Genomic DNA, 21,334 nt, shown 5'->3' on the forward strand with positions numbered 1-21,334 from the left:
TCAGTTCGGATCTGGTCGGTTCGGATCTGGTCGGTTCAGACACGGTCAGTTCAGACCGAGCCCGCCCGGACCGTATCGGCTCAGACCTCGAAGAGGCTGGTGACCGATCCGTCCTCGAAGACCTCATGCACGGCGCGGGCGATGAGCGGCGCGATCGAGAGCACGGTGAGCTTGTCGAACATCTTGTCCTCGGTCAGCGGCAGCGTGTTGGTGACGATGACCTCCTGCGCCACGGAGTTCGACAGGCGTTCGACGGCGGGCCCGGAGAACACCGCGTGGGTCGAGACGACGATGACGCCGGTGGCCCCGGCGGCCATGCAGGCGTCGGCGGCCTGGACGATGGTGCCGCCGGTGTCGATCATGTCATCGACGAGCACGCACATCCGCCCCTCAACCTCACCGACGACGCGATTGGCCTTGGTTTCGTTGGGCCGGGTGATGTCGCGAGTCTTGTGGATGAAGGCCAGCGGGACCCCGCCGAGGGCATTCGACCAGTTCTCCGCGACCTTGATGCGGCCGGCGTCGGGTGAGACGACGGCGAGGTCGGTCGGATACTTGTCCTTGACGTAGCCGGCGAGGATCGGCATCGCGATGAGGTGGTCGACCGGGCCGTCGAAGTAGCCCTGGATCTGCGCGGTGTGCAGATCGACGGTGATGATGCGGTCGGCACCGGCGGTCTTGTAGAGGTCGGCGACGAGACGGGCGGAGATGGGCTCGCGTCCGCGGTGCTTCTTGTCCTGCCGGGCGTAGGGGAAGAACGGGGCGATGACGGTGATCCGCTTGGCCGAGGCGCGCTTGAGGGCGTCGACCATGATCAGCTGCTCCATCAGCCATTCGTTGATGGGTGCGCTGTGCGACTGCAGGACGAAGACGTCGCAGCCGCGGACCGATTCGGAGAACCGGACATAGATCTCGCCGTTGGCGAAGTTGTAGATGTCGGTGGGGAGGAGCTCGGTCCCCAGGTTCTCTGCGACTTGTTCAGCGAGTTCGGCGTTCGCGCGCCCGCTGACCAGGACGAGCTTCTTCTCGCCCGCCGTCGTAATCTCATTCACTTGCCGGTTCCCCTTCGGTTGCGGCCTCGGCGGCCTGCGCTGCAGGCGTGCCGGGACGGTTGGCCTTGACCCAGCCCTCCAGGTTGCGCTGTGGCGCCACGGTGATGGCGAGCGCTCCTGCAGGGACATCTTTGCGCACCGTGGTGCTCGCACCCGAGTAGGCGCCGTCGCCCACCGTCACTGGGGCGACGTACATATTGTCCGACCCCATGCGTGCATGCTTGCCGACGACGGTGCGGTGCTTGTTGACGCCGTCGTAGTTGACGAACACCGAGGCGGCTCCGATGTTCGAGCCCTCCCCGATCTCCGCATCGCCGACGTAGGACAGGTGCGGAACCTTCGCGCCCTTGCCGATCTCGGAGTTCTTCGTCTCGACGAAGGTGCCGATCTTCCCGCCCTCGCCGAGGCTGGTCCCCGGTCGCAGGTAGGCGAAGGGTCCGACGTTGGCAGAGGGGCCGATGGCGGCGAGTTCGGAATGGGTGCGCACGACGTGTGCCCCGGCTCCCACCTCGGTGTCCTTGAGCGTCGAATCGGGTCCGATGACGGCACCGGCGGCGATGTCGGTAGCCCCGAGGAGTTGGACGCCGGGCAGGATGGTGACGTCCTGGCCGATGGCGACGTCGGTGTCGATCCAGGTGGTGTCGGGGTCGATGATGGAGACTCCGGCGCGCATGAACTTCTCGCACTGGCGGCGGTTGAGTTCTTTGCCGAGCTTGGCCAGCTGGACCCGGTCGTTGGCGCCTTCGACCTGCCACAGGTCATCGGTGGCGGTTGCGGCGACGGGGCGTCCGGCTTCGCGGGAGTGGCCGATGACGTCTGTGAGGTACTTCTCGCCCTGCGCGTTGTCGGTGGTCAGAGAGGCCAGGCCGGCGCGGAGGTCGGCGGCGTCGAAGGCGTAGATGCCGGAGTTGATCTCGCGGATGGCGCGTTCGTCCTCGCTCGCGTCCTTCTGCTCGACGATGCGCAGCAGCGCACCGGAGGCGTCGCGGACGATGCGGCCGTATCCGGTGGGTTCGTCCACCTCGGCGGACAGGACGGTGACGGCATTGCGCGCGGATTCGTGGACCTCGACGAGGCTGCTGATCGTCTCCGCGGTCAGCAGCGGCACATCGCCGTAGGTCACGACCACGGTCCCGGAGAGGTCCTCGGGCAGCTGCGTGAGCGCGCATTCGGCTGCGCGCCCGGTGCCGGGGACCTCATCCTGGTCGGCGATGAGCACGGTCCGCGTCGAGGCGACCGGCAGCGAGTCGAGGTGAGCGACCAGCTGTTCGCGTTCGTGGCGGACGACGACGACGAGGTGTTCCGGGGAGGTGCCGGCGGCCGCGGCGACCGCATGATGGAGCAGAGACCGTCCGCCGATGGGGTGCATGACCTTGGGAAGGGCCGACTTCATTCGAGTGCCTTGGCCCGCAGCCAGGACGATGACGGCGGTGGGTCGGGTCTGCGACATTGTTGAATCCTTCGCAAGTCGGATTGGGCCAGCTCCGCCCATAGGATTCGAACCTATACTGCACGGCTCCAAAGGCCGGCGTGCTGCCATTACACCAGGGCGGAACAGCGTGCACCAGTTCAGGGCCCGCGCTCACGAGACACCATCATGCCACTACGATGAACGCTATGGAAATTCTACGGGAGATACTGCTGATCCTGCATCTGCTCGGCATGGCGATCATCGTCGGCGGGTATTTCACGGTCATCCGGTCCCCCAAAGTGCTGGCGGGAATGCTCCACGCCTCCTACCTCCAGCTGCTCACCGGACTGGCCCTGCTCACCCTCGCCGAGATGGGCGATGGGCAGGTCGACCATGTCAAGATCGGGCTGAAACTCGTCATCGCGATCCTCGTCACCGTCTTCGCCTTCCTCGGTCGGCGGCAGGAGAAGGAGGCCACCGAGCAGCTCACACCCGGCCAGACGGTGTCGACCGCAGGACCGGCGGGGCCCGCCGGACCAGCGGGACCAGCGGGACCAGCGACTCAGACCATCGCTCCTGCGTCCGTGACCAACCCCTCGGCGAGACTGGCGCACCTGACCTTCTCCTTCGCCGTCCTCAACGTCCTCATCGCCGTCTTCCTCCGCTGAGTACTACCCGACGGCGGCCCAGCAACCTCGCGCCAGGGTGCTGGGCCGCCGTCACCTGTGTTTGGGAGTGCGGAGGGACGGCGGGATCGTGTCGTGTCAGCAGCAAACGGTATCGTTGTCCCCGACATGACTGCTGCAGCTGAACACCTCGCCAAGGCCGCCGCCGGAGCCGACTCCCGCACGGCAGAACTCCTCACCGGACTCAATCCCAGGCAGCGGGAGGCCGTAATCCACACCGGGTCTCCCCTGCTCATCGTCGCCGGTGCCGGATCGGGCAAGACCACGGTCCTCACCCGCCGCATCGCCTATGCCCTGGCCACCGGCCGCGCGCACCCCGGAGAGATGCTGGCGATCACCTTCACGAACAAGGCGGCCAAGGAGATGGCCGAACGCGTCAGCACCATCGTCGGACCGGCCTCCCGGGCCATGTGGGTCTCGACCTTCCACTCCTCGTGCGTGCGGATCCTGCGCCGCGAGGCGAAGGTCCTGGGCATGAAGTCGAACTTCACAATCTACGACGCCCAGGACGCGCAGCGCCTGGTCTCGCAGATCCTCAAGGAGCTCGGCCTCGACACCAAGAAGTACGCGCCGCGGGCGATGCTGCACCGGATCTCCAACCTCAAGAACGATCTGCAGACCCCCGACGACTTCTCGCCGCGCCCGAACAATCCCGCTGACGAAGTGCTGGCCGATGTGTTCAAGCGCTATACCTCTCGGCTGCGCCTGGCCAACGCCTTCGACTTCGACGACCTCATCGCCGAGACCGTTCACCTCTTCGGGGCCTTCCCCGAGGTGGCCGATTCCTACCGTCGTCGCTTCCGCCACATCCTCGTCGACGAGTACCAGGACACGAACCCGGCCCAGTATGCGCTGATCCGGGCCCTGGCCGGTGACGGTGCAGGTGGTCCCTCCGGTGCGGAGCTGACGGTCGTCGGCGATGCCGACCAGTCGATCTACGCATTCCGTGGGGCAACGGTGCGCAATATCGTCGAGTTCGAGAAGGACTTCCCGGACGCAGAGACGATCTTGCTCGAGCAGAACTATCGGTCGACGCAGAACATCCTCGACGCCGCGAACGCGGTGATCGCGAACAACGAGGACCGCAGGGAGAAGAAGCTGTGGACCTCCGAGGGCTCGGGACGTCCGATCATCGGCTGGGTGGCCGAGAACGAGCAGGCCGAGGCCCGCTTCATCGTCGATCGCATCGATGACCTCATCGACGAGGAGAAGTACACCTACGGGGACTTCGCCGTCTTCTATCGCACGAACGCGCAGTCCCGTGCCATCGAGGACGCCTTGGTGCGCTCGGGCATCCCGTACAAGGTCGTCGGCGGCACGCGCTTCTACGAGCGCAAGGAGATCAAGGACGCCCTCGCCTACCTGCGCGTGGTGGCCAATCCCGATGACGATGTGAACCTGCGCCGGATCCTCAACGTCCCCAAACGCTCGATCGGCGACCGCACCGAGGGCATCATCGCCGACTTCGCCGAACGCGAGGGCATCAGCTTCTACACCGCGCTGGGGCGCCTCGATGAGATCGCGCACCTGAGTTCGCGGGCGGCGAGCTCGGTCGCGAAGTTCTACGACCTCATGCAGGATCTGGCCACCACCGCCGAGGCTGCGCCGCTCTCACGTGTCATCGAGGCGATCCTCGAACAGAGCGGCTACCTCGAGTCCCTGCAGAAGAGCACCGACCCGCAGGATGAGTCCCGGGTGGACAACCTCGCCGAGCTCGTCGCCGTGGCCGAAGATTTCGTGGCCACCCAGGAGCTCGCCGCCACCGAGGCGGAGGCCGAGACGGCCGAGGGTGAGCCGACGGAGGGCGGACCGGCAGAGGGTGAGTCGACGTCGGAATCGGCCGTCGCCGAGGTGGTCGCTGCCGATGCGTCCGCAGAGGTGCCCGCCGAGGATGCCGCGAGCGAAGATCGCACGGAGTCCGTGCCCGCGACCGACGAAGCAGCCACCGAGGCCGAGACTGCGGATGGTCCTGCCCCGGGAGCCGGAGCGGCCTCGATCGAGCAGTTCCTCGAGCAGGTGGCTCTGGCCTCGGACACGGACCAGATTCCCGACGCGGAACTCGGCCAGGTCACGCTCATGACCCTGCATACGGCCAAGGGACTCGAGTTCCCGGTCGTCTTCCTCACCGGACTCGAGGACGGCGGCTTCCCGCACGCCCGCTCCTTCGAAAATCCCAATGAGCTCTCGGAGGAACGCCGACTCGCCTATGTCGGCCTCACGCGTGCTCGTCAGCGCCTGCTGGTCTCGCGCGCGGAGACTCGCAGCATGTGGGGTCAGCCGCAGTACAACCCGCCGAGCAGATTCCTCGCGGAGATTCCCGAGAACCTCATCGAGTGGGAGAACACCGGCAGCTTCTCCTCTGCCCTGGGCTCGGGATTCTCCTCCGGCGGCTACGGCTCATCAGGTTACGGAGGCGGCGGCTACGGATCCGGGTCGGGCGGTTTCGGTTCCTCCCGTAGTGGTTCCTCGCGCGGCTTCGGTGGGTCCTCCCGGTCCAGGTCGACCTCATCGTCCTCCGGTCCTGTCGCCGGCTTCCCGAATCGCATTCGACCGAATCGGGAAGTCATCACGGTCGCGGTGGGCGAGAAGGTCTCCCACGAATCGTTCGGTCTCGGCACGGTCACTGAGGTCAACGGTGTCGGCGACAAGACGGTTGCGGTCGTCGACTTCGGTTCCCTGGGGTCGAAGCGGCTCCTGCTGCGCTACGCTCCGATCGAGAAGCTCGGCTGAGACACAGTTCGGCCACGCGGTCGGACCCGGCGCGGCACTCAATCCCGTGGGTCAACGTGAAGCTCGGAGAAGTCGTCACTGGTGACGACTTCTCCGAGCTTCACGGTGGCCCACGGCAGAATTCACGGTGACCGACGCCAGAAAAGAAGAAGGCGCCGAGGAGAACTGTCGTTCTCCTCGGCGCCCATCCATGCCGGACGCGGCTATGGATTAAAGATCATTCGTTGCCAAGCTTGTCGTCGGCTCCGTCGCGACCCTGATTGATTTGGTCTTCGAACTTTCCACCGGTGACATTGTTGGCGGCATCAGAGGCCTTGTCCAGGCCCTGATCGCTGATCTCTTCACCCTTATCGCTATTCAAGGCGTCCTTGGCTTTGTTAGTAAGATCGTCCAGTCCCATGCTGTCTCCTTTCATCGGAAAAGGTTCGAAGCGAACCTGCTGACGTGTTTCACCCTGCCACTGATTCGGGTGCCACAACACCGGATTTCTGCCTTTCCCAGCGAATGCACAAGGTGACTTCGACTACACCCTCAGTAACTTCGATTCGCCAGTGTTCCAGCGCGAAAGCGGGACACGTTCCAGCGCGAAAGCGGAACGAGTTCTACCGTGACAGCAGGCCGAACTCTACCGTGAAAGCGGGACGACGAAGGCGATGCCGACGAGCAGCACCGCAAACAGCAGGCAGGTCACAATGTCGACGAGTTTCGACCTGTTCGTCCAGGCCTCTCCCCACACAGTGGGCAGCGCACGGACGGCGGCAAGGCCGGCAGGGAAGAGCGCGAGCACTATCGCCCCGAAGCGGAAGTCGACGAAGGCGCAGGCTCCGGCGATGCCGATGCCCAGCAGACATGCCAGGAGCACCCAGTCACGCCTGGCCGGGTTCGAGTAGCGCCGCTTCCAGTAGATCCAGCGCTTGGAGATCGGGCCTCGCCCGCGCCTGGCATGGCGCGGGTAGGCCGTGACCTTCTCAGTGGAAGAAATGGCGGCTCCCGGTCAGATACATCGTGATTCCTGCCTTCTCCGCGGCGGCGATGACCTCCTCGTCGCGGATCGATCCGCCCGGCTGGACGACGGCGGTGACTCCCGCATCGATGAGGATCTGGAGGCCATCGGCGAAGGGGAAGAACGCGTCGGAGGCGGCCACCGATCCGGTCACCCGGTCGGCTCCGGCTCGCTCGACGGCGAGCTTGGCGGAATCGACGCGGTTGACCTGACCCATGCCGACGCCGACGGAGGCCCCGTCCTTGGCTACGAGGATGGCGTTGGACTTCACTGCGCGGCAGGCCTTCCACGCGAACTCGAGATTGGCGAGCACCTCCGCCGAGGCGGCAGGACCGGCGGCCAGCGTCCAGTTGCCGGGGGCATCGCCCTCGGCTTGGAAGGCGTCGCGATCCTGGACGAGGAACCCCCCGGTGATCGGCTTGATCTCGGAGGCGGAGAAGTCGACATCGCCGAGTTCGAGCAGACGCAGGTTCTTCTTCGTCGAGAGGATCTCGAGTGCCTCGGCAGAGAAGGACGGAGCGGCCAGGCACTCGGTGAAGATCGGCTTGATGGAAGCGGCGAGCTCCGCATCGACCTCACGGTTCGTTGCGATCACTCCCCCGTAGGCCGAGAGCGAATCGCACTCGTGAGCGGCCTTGTGCGCAGCCGCCGCAGTGTCGGCGACGGCGATGCCGCAGGGGTTGGCATGCTTGATGATCGCCACGGCCGGGCGATCGAAGTCGAAGGCGGCGCGGATCGCGGCATCGGTGTCGGTGTAGTTGTTGTACGACATGGGCTTGCCGCCGAGGAGCTTCGCCCCGGCGATTCCGCGGGTCCCGTCGGAGTAGACGGCGGCGGCCTGGTGGGGGTTCTCCCCGTAGCGCAGGTCCGTGATCTTCTCTCCCGTCACGCCCGCGAACGCCGGCTGCGTAACGGATTCGGCCTGCGCATCGTCCGCCGAGGCGGATTCTCCGGAGAGTTCGGCGGCGAACCACGAGGCCACGGCCGTGTCGTAGGCGGCGGTGTGGGCGAAGGCGCGGGCGGCGAAGGCACGCCTGGCCGCAATGTCGAAGCCGTCGTTCTCCGCTGCGTCGATCACGGCCGCGTAGTCGTTCGGGTCGGTGATGACGGCGACGCTCGGGTGGTTCTTCGCCGCGGCGCGGACCATGGAGGGACCACCGATGTCGATCTGTTCGACGCAGTCGTCGAAGCCGGCCCCGCTGGCCACGGTGCCGGCGAAGGGGTAGAGGTTGACGATGACGAGATCGAAGGGTTCGATCTCGAGCTCATCGAGCTGGCTGAGGTGGTCGGCCTTGCGCGTATCGGCGAGGATTCCGGCGTGCACCCGCGGGTGCAGGGTCTTGACCCGTCCTTCGAGGCATTCGGGGAACCCTGTCAGCTCTTCGACCCTCGTGACCTCGGCACCCGCCTCGGCGATCTTAACAGCCGTCGATCCGGTGGACACGATCTGGACTCCGGCGGCGGCGAGTCCGCGGGCCAGGTCCTCCAGACCGGTCTTGTCGTAGACGCTGATGAGCGCTCTTCTGATCGCGCGGGTTCCTGTCACAGGTCCTCCTTGAAGGCTCGGTTGCCGATCCGTATGGGACATCGGCGGGTGGTCAGATCGGGGCCGCCGCCGAGGTGGCATATCCACGGACATGCCGACCGTCGATGACGAGGTCATGGTGGGCGAGATGAGCGAGAAGTCGAACGAGTTCGACTCTCTCACGGGCTTTGATGCGCTCGTGCACGGTGTCCTCGGTGTCCTCATCGGTGATCGGCACGGCGTATTGGGTGATGATCGGTCCGGTGTCGACGCCGGCGTCGACGAGGTGGATGGTCCCACCGGTGATCCGGACACCGTGAGCCAGCGCGTCCCTGACTCCGTAGGCTCCTGGGAAGGCTGGCAGCAGGGCCGGATGCGTGTTGATGATGCGATTGTCGAAGGCGGCGATGAACGAGGCGCCGAGGATGCGCATGAATCCGGCCGAGACGACCCAGTCGGGACGGTACTCGGCCACGATATCGCGGAGGCGGAGGTTCCAATCGTCACGGTCCGCGCAGTCCTTCGGGCTGAGCACGAAGGTGGGCACAGAGTGCGCGCGGGCCCTCTCGAGGACACCGGCGGACGGGGAGTCCGAGCCGATGGCTGCGATCTCGACTCCGTGGTCACCGGGGTCGCCGGGCCCTGACTCGGCAAACGCATCGAGGACTGCCTGCGTGAGGGTACCGGAGCCGGAGGCCAGAAGAACGATGCGCACCCAGCCATTCTAACGGCTGTCGCCCCCGTCGCCGCCCAGGCCCACCCGCCAAGGCATTTGTCAGTCGACTGTGAGAAACTAGCGGGGTGACGTCACCAAACAGCACCGAAGAGAAGAACGCGCCGACTCCGGACGAGGAGAAGCAGGCCGCACCCGCGCGGCATGGTCTCGTCCTGATCCTGCTGATCCTCGCATCGGTCCTGACGTTCACCTACCCGCTGCCGTTCAAACTCGCGGCCATCGCCTTCGCCATCGCCGCCGTTGTCTGGTCGGTCCGCTACATCATCGCCGTGGTCAGGACGAAGCAGAAGCGCAACATGTCTCTGGGCATCCTCGGCGGACTGCTGAGCATCTATCTCATCTTCTCGACGATGTCCTCGGTCGTTCTGTGGCCGGTTCAGACCAAGTACGAGGAATGTGTTCGCGATGCGATCACCCAGCAGGCGCAGCTCTCGTGCACGAGCGATTACCAGACCGGTCTCGGCGATTGGTTCAAGCAGATCACCGGTCAGGACCTCAACATTCCCGGCACGAACTGAGTCTTCGCGGTCTGCGCGCGAACTTCCAAGTGTTCTGATCGTCGAGGTCACCTGAATTTACGGGTGTTCTGATCGTCGGGCACCCTGAACTTCCGGGTATTCTACCGAGTCTCGTCCTCGGTCTCTTCGGCAAGGACGTCATCGGCGTCGATCGCAGAGTCGTCGATCGCGGCCTCATCGTCATCGATGTCCTGATCTGCGGCATCCGAGTTCGCACCGTACTGCATGTGCGAGAGCTTCGTCAGCGCCAATCCCCCGCACAGCCCCACACCGATCCACGCCGTGACAGCGAGTCCGGCGGTCAGTGCCGAAGGCCCGAAGTCCGAGAGTCCGAGCGGACCCATGGCACCGCTGGAGAACAGGGCGAGGACCTCGAAGATGACGAAGCTGCAGGCCAGCGCGACTCCCAGTCCGGGCCATGAGGACTCCATCACCGCGCGGGCTCGTTCGCGGCCGAGGATCACACTGAGCAGGCCCAGCAGGACGAGCAGCACGGGGGCCGCGGCGGTCCACGCCGGATACCCCTCGGTGAGCAACTGCAGAACGGGCACATCAGGAACCGGGCCCGGGCTCGGATGGAAGACCGAGCTCGGCCCGTCCCCGCCGATCGCCACTCCTGTGCCGGCGACCCAGGACAGGGCCGAGAAGAGAGCCCCGGGAGCGAAGAGGACCTGGAGGATGAGCAGGCCGATTCCCGCGGCTGCCGGGGAGCTGTAGCTCTGCAGCGTCTCCGCCGCATCGTCCCAGCGCAGAGCGAGACCCGCGCCGATGATGACGACCGAGAGGATCAGCGAGCCCCACAGGAGTCTGCGGCACAGTCGCACCCCGGTGTCCCAGGTGTCGGGGGCGATCACCCGCAGGCCGGGGATGTCCCAGACACCGCGCGCCCAGATGAATCCCACGGCGAGCGCAGAGACCGAGAAGAGGAGGAGTCGGAGGAATCCGAAGGGGGTCACGACGGCCTGCCCGAGCACCAGCGCCAGGACGAGAAGAGGCACCACATAGGCGAGGACGAATCCGCCGAAGGACAGTGCGATGGTCTTCCACCACTGCGCCGCATCGTCATCGATCGCCGCCTGGTCGTCCCCGGAGACCGAGGTGACCAGACGCTTGGCACCGAAAGCGACCAAGAGCCACACACCGAAGGAGACGAGGCTCGGGGCCAGAGAGAAGTCGAATCCGATGGTCGATACGCTCAGCCCGTGCACGACCGACCAGAGGGCGAAGGCCCATTCGGGAATGATCGAGTACGGCAGCTGCGAGCCGAGTCCGATGATCCAGAAGATCGTGGCGACGACGAAGGCTGAGGGCACGACGATGAGGTCGATCCTGAGAGCCTCCAGCAGTCCCAGCAGGACCGGGTGGCGAGTGGTGTGAGGATGTGGAGAAGTGTGCATCAGTACCATTTTCGCTGACGTCGTGCTCGCTTCTCGGTATTGACCACGCGATTCCCACTCGCGGGAAGTACAATTGCGCCAGGACAGGCTTGCAAACACGAAGGATGAATCCAGCGATGAGCAACGGGAACGATCAGCCCAATTTCCCGCCACCTCCCAGCAACCCCCCGAGCAACGGCAACACGGGTACTGGTGCGGAGACCCCGGCGGATGACCACATTGAGGATTCGACCACGGCCGGCGACACCAACGATGCCACGCAGGCGATGCCCTTTCCCTCCTTCGGTGAGGACGCGCAGACCTACGGCGAAGATCAGCCCTCCGACCAGGCGGCTGACCAAGCATCTGACCAAGCGCAGACCTCTGACCAGGAACCGCAGGCACCGTCCTCCACTGACGCTCCGCAGGCCCCGTCCTACACGGACGGCCAGGCTCCCCCGCTGAACTCCGCGCAGAGCTCGGCTCCCTCCGAACCGAACGAAGCACCGCAGTACGGTCCCGGAGCCCAGCAGCCCGGTCCGTACTCGGGCGGCCAGCAGGCCGGCCAGTACCAGCCGAACCAGCAGCAGGGAAATCAGTACCAGGACAATCAGTACCAGGCCAGCCCGTACCAGGGTGGTCAGTACCAGGGCGGTGCCCCCTACCCCGGTGGAGCCGGCTATGGGTCGGCGCAGTCCGCACCCGGCCAGGCAGGCTCCCAGCCGAACGGCCAGTACCCGACCGGCTCCGGCCCGGACGCCCAGCGCACCGGTTCCGGCCCCGGCGGTTCGCAGGCGATTCCGCAGCCCGCTCCGGCACCGGGATTCGCCGGCGCTCAGGCCGGCACCGCCACTCTCGCCGAGACCCGCCCGGAGCGCAAGAAGAGCCGACTTCCCCTGTTCATCGCTCTGGGCTCGGTTGCGCTCGTCATCGTCCTCGTGCTCGTCGGATTCCTCGTCGTGCACAATGTCAACAAGAACAACTACGGCCCGGATCAGGTCGCCGAGGACTATGTCTCGGCACTGAGCGAGGGCGATTTCGCTGCGGCGGAGAAGATCGCCCCGTCACCGCGACCCGAGGGCACCAACCTCGATCTGCTGTCGAAGAACTTCACCGATGCCTCCACGGCGAAGATCGAGAACGCGAAGGTCGATTCCTCCCAGGTCGACGGAGATAACGGCACGGTCGTCGTGTCCTACGATCTCGACGGCAGCACCTACAACGTCGAACTGACCGCGAAGAAGGACGGGAAGCAGGACCTGTTCTTCGACAAGTGGACACTGACCGGACCCGCTCTCAACGTCATCTCCCTCGACATTCCCGCCGCCGATGGACTCTCGGTCAACGGCGAGGACTACAAGGCCAAGGCGGGCACCACCTCGTTCGCGGTCTACCCGGGCAACTACGACTTCCAGATCCCGTCCAGCAAGTGGGTCAGCGAGGCCCAGGACACCGCGGCGGTCAACTTCCCACAGGCCTTCGCCCCCGGCAGCGAGCCGAACACCGATCAGGTGTCCCCGACCACTCTCAACCTCGACCTCTCCCCCACGGATGACTTCCAGAAGGAAGTTCAGAAGCAGGTCGAGGCCGAACTCAAGAAGTGCTTCGACAACAAGAGCATCGAACCGAAGTGCGACTTCATCAAGTTCGATCCGACCGAGATCCCGGTCGGCGGCAGCGACGACAAGCTCGATGATCTGGCCAAGAAGGACACCGCGAAGTGGAACATGAAGGACATGCCCAAGGTCAAGGCAGACTTCGGCTCCGGTGACACGAACACCGGGTCGTTCTTCACGGAGAAGCCGGGCAAGTTCGACTTCACCGTGCAGGGCAAGAAGGCCGGGTCTTCGTACTTCTCCAACGGCAACACCCTGTCGGTCTCCGGCAGCGTGAAGATCAACGGGGACAAGCTCGAGGTCGAGTTCTTCGACTTCTGATCGATCCCACGCAGAGGCGGGGCGAACCATTCGGTTCGCCCCGCCTTCTCTATTCCGTCCAGCCCCGCTCCGGCTGTGCTCTCAGCCCAGCTCCGCCCGCTTCGGCAGCTCGATGTCCGCCTCTGCTTCGAACCATGCACCGGCGGCCATGACGACCTCGTCGGCGAACCGGCGTCCGGAGATCTGCGCCCCGACCGTCCGTCCGTCGGCGGTGAAGCCGGCGAGCACGGTCGCCGCCGGCTGTTCGGACATGTTGTAGGGCATGGTGAAGCCGATATGCCCCATCGGTTCGTGGACCTGCGGAAAGGGCATCGGCTGCTCAGCGGGGAAGGCCCCATCCGGAGCGGTCGGCGAGATCACGAGATCGAAGCCAGCCGTGGCGGCCACGGTGCACCGGCGGATCTCCTGCACACTGTTGTAGCACTCCATGAGTCGCAGGCCCGTGACATCGGCCCCGCCCTGCGCCCACGCCTGGATGTAGGGCAGGATGAGCGCCTGCTCCTCGACGGGCAGCGCCCGCAGATCGTTCCATGATCGGACCCGCCAGAACAGGTCCATGTCGGTGAGCAGGTCGTCATCGATGAAGGCCTCGACCGTCTCGACCTCGGCACCGGCCCGAGCGAAACGATCGGCCGCCTCGGCGATGATCCGCACGGTCTCCGAGGTGGCCGGAACGCCGCAGCCCGCGTCGAGCTGGAGTCCGATCCGCATCCCCCGTGGAGAGAACCCGGATGGACCCCCACCGGGCAGCGCACCCTGGTCATCGGTGGCGAAGCGCGGCAGGCGCGAAAAATCCCGGTCATCGGGGGCTGAGATGATGTCCATCGCAGCCTTGACGTCGGCCATGGTTCGCGCGAGCGGTCCGGCGCAGCGTCCCATGTACGGAGCGTCGAGGGGCACTCGGCCGAAGCTGGGTTTGAGTCCGGCCAGCCCCAGCCAGGTGCAGGGCAGTCTGATCGATCCGCCGATGTCGGAGCCGATGTGGATGGGCCCGTATCCGGCGGCGGCCGCGGCCCCAGCGCCGGCACTTGATCCCCCGGTCGTCAGGCTCGGATCCAGCGGTGAGCGGGTGATCCCGTGGAGGGAGGAGACCCCGGAGGAGAGCATCCCCCAGTCCGGCATGGTCGTGGATCCGAGGATCACGGCCCCGGCTTCCTCGAGTCGTTCGGTGATCGGCGCATCGTGGGTCGAGACCGGGACCTCAACCCAGGCGTGGCCGCTGGGCATGGGCACACCGCGACGGGCGATGTTCTCCTTGATCGTCACCGGGACGCCGTCGAGAGGACCGAGGGGTCGGCCTTCCCGCCAGCGTTCGGCACTGGCTTCGGCGGCGCTGCGGGAGCGTTCGTCGTCGCGGTGGTGGAGGGCGTTGATGACCGGTTCCCAGTCGTCCATCCTCTCCACGACTGCGGCGTGGACCTCGCGGGGGTCGACATCTCCGGTCGCGAATCCTGCGGTCAGTGCCGCCGCGGTGTGGTCGGCAAGGGTGTAGGTGCTCAAGTGCCGTCCTCTCTCTTCTGCATTCGTGTCGACGGGATCGCAGCGTGGTCAGGTTCGCGCTGCGAGTGCTCCCGCCAGGCTGGGGGTGGCTGCGATGAGTTTACGGGTGTAGTCCTCGCGGGGATCGGCGTAGATGTCTTCGGTCGCGCCGGCTTCGACGATTCCGCCGTCCTTCATCACGATGACCTCAGAGCACAGGTGACGGACGACGCCCAGGTCGTGGGAGACGAACAGCAGCGTCAGCGCGTAGTCGTCGACGAGATCGGTGAGCAGATTGAGTACCTGCGCACGGACGGAGACGTCAAGTGCGGACACGGGTTCATCGGCGACGAGGATGCGAGGGCGGGTGACCAGGGCGCGGGCGATGGAGATCCGCTGCCGCTGTCCTCCGGAGAACTGGTGCGGGTAGCGTCGCATCGATGAGGGGTCGAGGTCGACGGCTCGCAGCATCTCCTCGACCCGGCCGGTGCGTTCATCGCCGGGCACTCCCGCAGCGACGAGCGGCTCTGCCACGATGTCCTCCACCCGCATCCGCGGGTCGAGGGAGGCGAAGGGATCCTGGAAGACGATCTGGAGGTTCTCTCGCAGCCTCCGCAGCGCCGAGGTGCTCGCCGATTCGACGCGGATGTCCCCGACCCGCACGTGTCCGGAGGTGGGCCGGTCGAGTCCGGAGAGGATATTGAGCAGAGTCGATTTGCCCGATCCGGATTCGCCGACGATGCCCAGTCGGCTGCCCGCGGCGACGCTGACGTCGATGCCGCCCAGGGCCTGCACCGCCGCCCTGCGCCGGAGCAGCAGTCCCCGTGGGCGGAACAGCTTGGTCACCCCGGTGACCTCGATGAGCGCACCCTGTTCCGACGCCGAGGCAGTGCCCGACGACGGGGCGGTGCCCGACGACGGGGCGGTGCCCGACGCCGAGGTGGTGCCGGGGTGCACCCGGTCGACGACGTCTGCTGCGCCGTCCGAACGCACTGCCCCATCCGAGCGTCCTGCGCAGTCCGAGCGTCCTGCCCCATCCGAGCACACCGCCCCGTCGGCCGCTGCGAGCGCCGCCCTGCCCCGGGGCGCCGGCGCATCCCCCGGCCCGGAGTACCGCAGCGCCGTGCGCAGCGTGAACAGCTTCCCGTTCTCATCGGTGGCCTCGAGGTCGGAGGAGGCGAGGAGTCCGCGCGTGTACTCGTGCCGCGGGTTCGTGAAGATCTCCTCCACGCTGCCGGTCTCGACGATCCGGCCCGCGTTCATCACGATCACCCGGTCGCAGATTCCGGCGACCACCGCGAGGTCGTGAGTGATGAACAGGAGACCGGCCTCCACCGCATCCACACGTTCGGCGATGAGTTCGAGCATGTGCTTCTGCACGGTGACGTCGAGGGCCGTGGTCGGTTCGTCGCAGATGAGCAGCCGGGGCGAGTTCGCCAGGGCGATCGCGAGCATCACGCGCTGTCGCTGACCCCCGGAGAGCTGATGCGGGTAGGCGAAGCGGGCACCGTCGGGATCGGGCATGTGCACACTCGTCAGGAGGTCACGGACCCGCCGGGGAATCTCGGCACGGCTCGCACCGCCGTGGATGCGCAGCACCTCGGCGATCTGGTCACCGATGCGCATGAGCGGGTTGAGTGCGCTCATCGGCTCCTGGAACACCATCGACACGAGGTCCGAACGCATCCGGGCCAGCCGCGATTCCTTCGCCTCGAGGACGTTGCCCTCGAAGCCGGCGAGGCTGACGGTTCCACCGGCGTGCAGCTCCTCGGGCAGCAGACCCATGACGGAGGAGGCGGTCAGTGACTTCCCCGAACCGGATTCGCCGATCAGGCCAACCCGCTCCCCCGGCGCCAGCGACAGGGACACCTCGGAGAGCACCGGGGTCTGACTGCCCGCAGGGGTAATGCTCAGATCGCGGATCTCGAGCAGCTGCTCAGCCACGGCGGACCTCCATCTTCGGGTCGAAGCGGTCGCGCAGACCATCGCCGAGCAGGTTGAAGCCGAGCACGGCCAGGGCGATGAACAGTCCCGGCCACAGCGCCAGCTCGGGGTGGGTGGAGAGGAACTGCTGGGACTCCTGCAGCATCCGCCCCCAGGAGGGGACGGGAGCCTGGGTGCCGAGTCCGAGGAAGGACAGCCCCGCCTCGGCGAGGACGGAGATCGCGAAGGCCACGGAGGCCTGGACGATGACCATGCCGGCGATGTTCGGCAGCACGTGGACGACGGCGATGGCGGGCGCGCTGCGGTTCGAGGCCTTCGCGGCGCGCACGTATTCGGAGCCGAGCACCTGCATGGTGCCTGATCGGGCGACGCGAGCGAAGCCGGGGATCGCGGCGATGCCGACGGCGACCATCGCCGGCCCGGTTCCGGGTTGGTAGACGGCGGCGAAGATGATCGCCAGCAGCAGCGCGGGGAAGGCCAGGAGGATGTCGTTGGCGCGCATGATCACCGCTCCCAGCCACACGCCCCACGGGTACTGGGCGACGACGGCTGCGATGATCCCGATCGGGGTGCCGATGAGCAGGGCGATGCCGACGGCGACGAGACCGACCATGAGGGTGATCCGGGCGCCGTACATCACCCAGGTCAGGGTGTCGCGCCCGAACTTGTCCGTGCCCAGCGGGTGTTCGAGGCTCGAGGACTGCAGTCGGGCGACGGGGTCGACGGCGCTGGGGTCGTAGGGGGTCCACACGAAGGAGACGAGCGCCAGAAGGACGATGAGGAGGACGAGGATCGCTCCGATGATCATCGACGCATTCGCTCGCAGTCCTCCCCCGCGGCGCCCGATGGCATGAGTCCTCGTGGTGCCGGCTGCGGGCGTCCCATCGGCGTGGACGGCAGCGCGGGGGTTCGTCTCCCCCGCCGAGGTGGGGCTCGGGTTCTCGTTCATGCGGCGTTCCGGATCCGGGGGTCGACTACGGGCACGAGGATGTCGACGATGAGGTTGATGATGAGCACGAGGAGGACGAGGACCATGACGATGCCCTGCACCGCGAGCAGGTCGCGGTTGGCCACGGCGCGGACGAGCTCGGAGCCGATGCCGGGGATGACGAAGATCTGTTCGATGATGACGGCGCCGACGAGCAGGGTCGCCAGCTGCACTCCCGCGACGGTGATGACCGGGATCGCGGCATTGCGTAGCCCGTGGGCGAACAGTGCCTTGGTCCTCGTCAGCCCTTTGGCGCGGGCGGTGCGGATATAGTCCTCGCGCATCACATCGAGGACCGCGGAGCGCACGTAGCGGGTGAGGATCGCGGCCTGGACGAGGGCGAGGGAGACGACGGGCAGGACGAGCCGAGCGAGGAATCCGCCGAAGCCTTCGATCGGGGCCATCCAGCCCTGGGAGGGAAACCAGCCCAAGGTCAGGGAGAAGACGATGACGAGGATGATCGCGGCGAGGAAGTTCGGGACGGCGATGCCGATCTGGCTGAGCGCGGAGATCGTCACCCCGATCCAGTTGCGCTGTTCGAGGGCGGCGAAGGTGCCCAGCGGCACGGCGATGACGATGGCCAGGGCGATCGCGGCGACGACGAGGATGCCCGTGACCTGGACGCTGCCTACGATCACCGGGGTGATGGCGGCACCGGTGACGTAGGAGGTGCCGAAGTCCCCGCCGAGCATCCCGGTCACCCAGCCCAGGTAGCGGGTGGCCGGAGGCTGGTCGAGGCCGTATTGGGCCTCGAGCGCGGCCACCGCCTCAGGGGTGGCGTTGGTGCCCAGGGCGACTTGCGCGGCGTTGCCGGGCAGGACGCTCATGAGTGCGAAGACCACCACCGAGGCGACGATGAGCGCGAGTGCGAACTGGAGCGCACGATTGGCCACATAGGTGAGCATGGGAGGCTGTGCTCAGTTCCAGCTGAGATCCGCGATCCGGAAGGCGTCGGAGACCCGGTTGGCGGGGATGCCCGCGACATCGGCCTTGGCGATGACGAGGTTCGGGAACAGGAACAGGAAGTCAGAGGCCGCGTCCTCGGTGATCGTCTTGGCGATCTCCTTCATCCCGGAGATGTACTCTTCCTCGGTGCCGGTGTCGGCCTTCTCCGCGATCTTCGCGGTCTTCGCATCGTCGTAGCCGATGTAGTAGTCCTTCGAGAAGACGGTGAGGATGTCGCGGGGTTCTGCGTGGTTGATCACCGACATGTCGAAGTCGTGTTCGGTGAAGGTCTTGTCCAACCACACCGCGGGGAACTCCTGGGTCTCGATCTTCGCAGTGAGTCCGACCTCCTCGAGCTGGGAGGACACGATCTCGGAGATCGCCTTCGCATAGGGCAGGTTGGGGACGGTGAAGGCGAATTCCTCCCCGTCGATACCTGCCTCCTTGACGAGTTCCTTCGCCTTCTCCGGGTCGTAGTCCCACACCGAGGTGAGGTCTTCGTAGTAGGGATCGGTCGGTGGGACCATCGACCCGATGAGCTCCCCGTAGCCGGCCCAGGCGGTGTCGAGCACGGCCTTGCGGTCGATGGCGTGCATGACCGCTTCTCGGGCCGCCTTGTCCTTGAAGATGCCTTCGGCATTGTTCATCGACAGCACGACCTCGCCGTTCGTGGTCCCGGAGACGATCTGATAGTCGCTGCTCTGGAACTCTCCGGCGAGTTCGGGGGCCTGGAGGTTCGAGACCACGTCGATCTCACCGGACTTCAGCGCGTTCGAGGCGGAGACGGCATCCTTGAAGTATTTGAACTGGACGTTCTGGACTGCAGGCGCTTCGCCCCAGTAGTCGTCTCTGGCGGTGAAGTCGATGGACTGGCCGCGATTGAACTTCTCGATCTCGAAGGGTCCGGTGCCGATGGCCTCATTGGCCAGGTCGCCGGTGCCCTCGGTGTCGAAGACCGCGCCGACGAGGCTGGTGAGGTTGAACAGCCAGGTGTTCGAGGGCTTCTTCAGCGTGATCTCGACGGTGGCGTCATCGGGGGTGTCGATGGAGTCGACGATGTCCATCTTCGACTTCAGTGCGTTCTTCCAGTCCTTCTGCACACGTTCGTAGGAGAACTTCACGTCCTCGCTGGTGAAATCGGCACCGTTGGAGAATTTCACGCCTTCCTGCAGGTGGAAGGTGTAGGTCTTGCGGTCGTCGGAGACGTCCCAGTCCTCGGCCAGCGCCGGTTGGATCTCGCCTTCGCCGTCGACGCGGACGAGCGATTCGTAGACGTTCTCCATCAGGGCTTCGGGAATCGCGACGCCCGAGGTGGAGGTGAAGTCGAGGTTGACGGGTTCGGCGGTGAAGGCGATCGTCATCGAATCCTTCTTCGCAGCATCCTCACCGGAGTCCGAAGCCCCCGCCGAGCAGGCCGTCAGGAACAGGCTTGTGGCGGCTGCTGCCGCCACCCACGCCATGATGCGCGGAGTCTTCATCGCTCTCCTCGTTTCGCCGGTCCCGCAGCGGGGATCCTGAGCCCTCTGACCACGGTGAACGAGTTCGTCACCGGGCATGCTCAGAGTCTAACCGAAGATCTCAGCAGACGAGGCGGTCCTGTTCACATGGCGGCCGGAGGCGGTGTCCCCTTCCCTGAGGCGGCATCCCCTGCCCTGAAGCCCGGCTTCAGAGTCCCGACTGTTCGGCGAGGATCGCGGCGAGCTTGTCGAAGGCGACCCTGCGGTGGGAGCGGGAGTTCTTCTCCTCCGCGCTCATCTCGGCGGCGCTGAGTTCGGAGCCTTCGGGGACGAAGATCGGATCGTAGCCGAATCCGTTCTCTCCGGCCGGGGCGGTGGCGAGGCGCCCGGGCATGACGCCCTCGGCGGTGAACTCGCGTCCGTCGGCGGTCACGGCGGCCGCGGCGCAGCGGAACTGGGCCCCACGGTGTTCGGCGGCGATGTCGGAGAGCTGAGCCAGGAGCAGGTCGAGATTCGCTCGGTCGTCGCCGTGCCGGCCCGACCAGCGGGCAGAGAAGATGCCGGGAGCCCCGCCGAGCACGTCGACGGCGATACCCGAATCATCGGCGATGGCCGTGAGACCGGTTCCCGCGGCCGCGGCACGGGCCTTGATCAGGGCGTTCTCGGCGAAGGTCACTCCGGTCTCCGGAACGTCTCCGAGTCCCATCTCGCCGGCGGTCCTCACCTCGGTGCCTGCGCCGAGGGCGGGGGTCAGGATGGCGAGGAGTTCGCGCTTCTTCCCCTCGTTGTGGGTGGCGAGGACGAAGGTGGTCATCGGGCCAGGACCTCGGACTGGATGGCGGTGAGATCGGTGCAGCCCTTGGCCGCGAGGTCGAGCAGCGCGCCGAGTTCGTCCCGGTCGAAGGGTGCGCCTTCGGCGGTGCCCTGGACCTCGACGAACTTCCCGGAGCCGGTCATCACGACGTTCATATCGGTCTCGGCCGTCGAATCCTCGACATAGGGCAGGTCGAGGACCGGTTCGCCGCCCACGATGCCGACGCTGATCGCCGCGATCGAATCGGTGATCGGGTTGTGCGCGGCGGGGATGATGCCGGTCGAGCGTCCCTTGTCGATGGCGTCGGCCAGCGCCACATAGGCCCCGGTGATCGAGGCGGTCCGAGTCCCGCCGTCGGCCTGGAGGACATCGCAGTCGAGGACGAGCGTGTTCTCTCCGAGCTTGTCGAGATCGATGATCGCACGCAGGCTGCGGCCGATGAGCCGGGAGATCTCGTGGGTGCGCCCACCGAGCTTGCCCTTGACGGACTCGCGGGTGTTGCGGGAGTCGGTGGCGCGCGGGAGCATCGCGTATTCGGCGGTCACCCAGCCGCGTCCCTGACCTTTGAGCCACCGGGGCACACCGGCGGTCAGTGAGGCCGCGCAGAGCACACGGGTGTTGCCGAACTCCACGAGCGCGGAGCCTTCGGCGGTGTTGATCCAGTTGCGGGTGATCGTCACTTCGCGGAGTTCATCGGCCTTGCGTCCATCTGCGCGCACTGTCTGCCTCTTTC

General features: G+C 66.2%; 18 protein-coding genes and 1 tRNA gene. 4 read left to right on the forward strand and 15 right to left on the reverse strand.

Annotated features, from left to right (window positions below):
- Positions 1 to 80 precede the first annotated feature (80 nt).
- From ACH82I_RS04905 to ACH82I_RS04915, 3 genes are all read right to left on the reverse strand, one after another.
- Complete coding sequence (locus ACH82I_RS04905; protein WP_230743440.1) at positions 81 to 1,052, reverse strand: ribose-phosphate diphosphokinase; 972 nt, start codon at positions 1,050 to 1,052, stop codon at positions 81 to 83.
- Positions 1,045 to 2,502: a bifunctional UDP-N-acetylglucosamine diphosphorylase/glucosamine-1-phosphate N-acetyltransferase GlmU gene (glmU, locus tag ACH82I_RS04910; RefSeq protein WP_413335896.1), complete on the reverse strand. Its 1,458-nt coding sequence runs from the start codon at positions 2,500 to 2,502 to the stop codon at positions 1,045 to 1,047. The genes ACH82I_RS04905 and glmU overlap by 8 nt, the downstream gene beginning before the upstream one ends.
- A gap of 32 nt (positions 2,503 to 2,534) precedes the next feature.
- Positions 2,535 to 2,606: transfer RNA gene (locus tag ACH82I_RS04915), tRNA-Gln, on the reverse strand.
- A 63-nt stretch (positions 2,607 to 2,669) separates the two neighbouring features.
- On the opposite strand from ACH82I_RS04915, the gene ACH82I_RS04920 reads away from it, so the two are divergent.
- On the forward strand, positions 2,670 to 3,131 hold the full coding sequence (locus ACH82I_RS04920) for a hypothetical protein (protein ID WP_413335898.1): 462 nt from the start codon (positions 2,670 to 2,672) through the stop codon (positions 3,129 to 3,131).
- A 126-nt stretch (positions 3,132 to 3,257) separates the two neighbouring features.
- Entirely contained in the window at positions 3,258 to 5,879 is a 2,622-nt protein-coding gene (locus ACH82I_RS04925; RefSeq protein WP_413335900.1) for a UvrD-helicase domain-containing protein, read from the forward strand.
- 217 nt (positions 5,880 to 6,096) lie between these two features.
- Here the strand turns inward: ACH82I_RS04925 and ACH82I_RS04930 are convergent, their stop codons facing one another.
- The 4 genes from ACH82I_RS04930 to purN all read right to left on the reverse strand — a co-directional run bounded on the left by ACH82I_RS04930 (position 6,097) and on the right by purN (position 9,122).
- The gene (locus tag ACH82I_RS04930; RefSeq protein ID WP_139469677.1) at positions 6,097 to 6,279 is read right to left on the reverse strand and encodes an antitoxin; all 183 of its coding nucleotides are present in this window, start codon (positions 6,277 to 6,279) and stop codon (positions 6,097 to 6,099) included.
- 225 nt (positions 6,280 to 6,504) lie between these two features.
- Positions 6,505 to 6,741 (reverse strand): hypothetical protein, encoded by a 237-nt coding sequence (locus ACH82I_RS04935; RefSeq protein ID WP_230743436.1) that lies wholly within the window; start codon positions 6,739 to 6,741, stop codon positions 6,505 to 6,507.
- 106 nt (positions 6,742 to 6,847) lie between these two features.
- Entirely contained in the window at positions 6,848 to 8,470 is a 1,623-nt protein-coding gene (purH, locus tag ACH82I_RS04940) for a bifunctional phosphoribosylaminoimidazolecarboxamide formyltransferase/IMP cyclohydrolase (RefSeq protein ID WP_413335904.1), read from the reverse strand.
- 10 nt (positions 8,471 to 8,480) lie between these two features.
- The gene (purN, locus tag ACH82I_RS04945; protein ID WP_413335906.1) at positions 8,481 to 9,122 is read right to left on the reverse strand and encodes a phosphoribosylglycinamide formyltransferase; all 642 of its coding nucleotides are present in this window, start codon (positions 9,120 to 9,122) and stop codon (positions 8,481 to 8,483) included.
- A gap of 86 nt (positions 9,123 to 9,208) precedes the next feature.
- On the opposite strand from purN, the gene ACH82I_RS04950 reads away from it, so the two are divergent.
- Entirely contained in the window at positions 9,209 to 9,661 is a 453-nt protein-coding gene (locus ACH82I_RS04950; protein WP_413335908.1) for a hypothetical protein, read from the forward strand.
- Positions 9,662 to 9,762: 101 nt separating this feature from the next.
- On the opposite strand, the gene ACH82I_RS04955 is transcribed toward ACH82I_RS04950, so the two are convergent.
- Positions 9,763 to 11,058: a DUF6350 family protein gene (locus tag ACH82I_RS04955; RefSeq protein ID WP_413335911.1), complete on the reverse strand. Its 1,296-nt coding sequence runs from the start codon at positions 11,056 to 11,058 to the stop codon at positions 9,763 to 9,765.
- Positions 11,059 to 11,174: 116 nt separating this feature from the next.
- On the opposite strand from ACH82I_RS04955, the gene ACH82I_RS04960 reads away from it, so the two are divergent.
- Entirely contained in the window at positions 11,175 to 12,974 is a 1,800-nt protein-coding gene (locus ACH82I_RS04960) for a hypothetical protein (RefSeq protein ID WP_413335914.1), read from the forward strand.
- A gap of 81 nt (positions 12,975 to 13,055) precedes the next feature.
- On the opposite strand, the gene ACH82I_RS04965 is transcribed toward ACH82I_RS04960, so the two are convergent.
- The 7 genes from ACH82I_RS04965 to rph form a co-directional block, all read right to left on the reverse strand.
- On the reverse strand, positions 13,056 to 14,474 hold the full coding sequence (locus ACH82I_RS04965) for an amidase (RefSeq protein ID WP_413335917.1): 1,419 nt from the start codon (positions 14,472 to 14,474) through the stop codon (positions 13,056 to 13,058).
- 48 nt (positions 14,475 to 14,522) lie between these two features.
- Positions 14,523 to 16,397, reverse strand: coding sequence for a dipeptide ABC transporter ATP-binding protein (locus ACH82I_RS04970; protein ID WP_413335919.1), 1,875 nt, complete (start codon positions 16,395 to 16,397; stop codon positions 14,523 to 14,525).
- On the reverse strand, positions 16,390 to 17,346 hold the full coding sequence (locus ACH82I_RS04975; protein WP_413335922.1) for an ABC transporter permease: 957 nt from the start codon (positions 17,344 to 17,346) through the stop codon (positions 16,390 to 16,392). Before ACH82I_RS04975 ends, ACH82I_RS04970 begins: the two co-directional genes overlap by 8 nt.
- On the reverse strand, positions 17,343 to 18,290 hold the full coding sequence (locus ACH82I_RS04980; RefSeq protein ID WP_413335924.1) for an ABC transporter permease: 948 nt from the start codon (positions 18,288 to 18,290) through the stop codon (positions 17,343 to 17,345). Before ACH82I_RS04980 ends, ACH82I_RS04975 begins: the two co-directional genes overlap by 4 nt.
- 12 nt (positions 18,291 to 18,302) lie before the next feature.
- Positions 18,303 to 19,808, reverse strand: coding sequence for an ABC transporter substrate-binding protein (locus ACH82I_RS04985; protein ID WP_413335925.1), 1,506 nt, complete (start codon positions 19,806 to 19,808; stop codon positions 18,303 to 18,305).
- A 187-nt stretch (positions 19,809 to 19,995) separates the two neighbouring features.
- The gene (gene rdgB / locus ACH82I_RS04990; protein ID WP_413335928.1) at positions 19,996 to 20,601 is read right to left on the reverse strand and encodes an RdgB/HAM1 family non-canonical purine NTP pyrophosphatase; all 606 of its coding nucleotides are present in this window, start codon (positions 20,599 to 20,601) and stop codon (positions 19,996 to 19,998) included.
- A complete protein-coding gene (gene rph, locus ACH82I_RS04995) occupies positions 20,598 to 21,320 on the reverse strand; it encodes a ribonuclease PH (protein WP_230743424.1) in 723 nt (240 codons plus the stop codon). The genes rdgB and rph overlap by 4 nt, the downstream gene beginning before the upstream one ends.
- Between the last annotated feature and the right edge of the window lie 14 nt (positions 21,321 to 21,334).

Origin of the sequence: Brevibacterium sp. GP-SGM9, assembly GCF_047300845.1 — a bacterium.
Classification (GTDB): Bacteria; Actinomycetota; Actinomycetes; order Actinomycetales; family Brevibacteriaceae; genus Brevibacterium.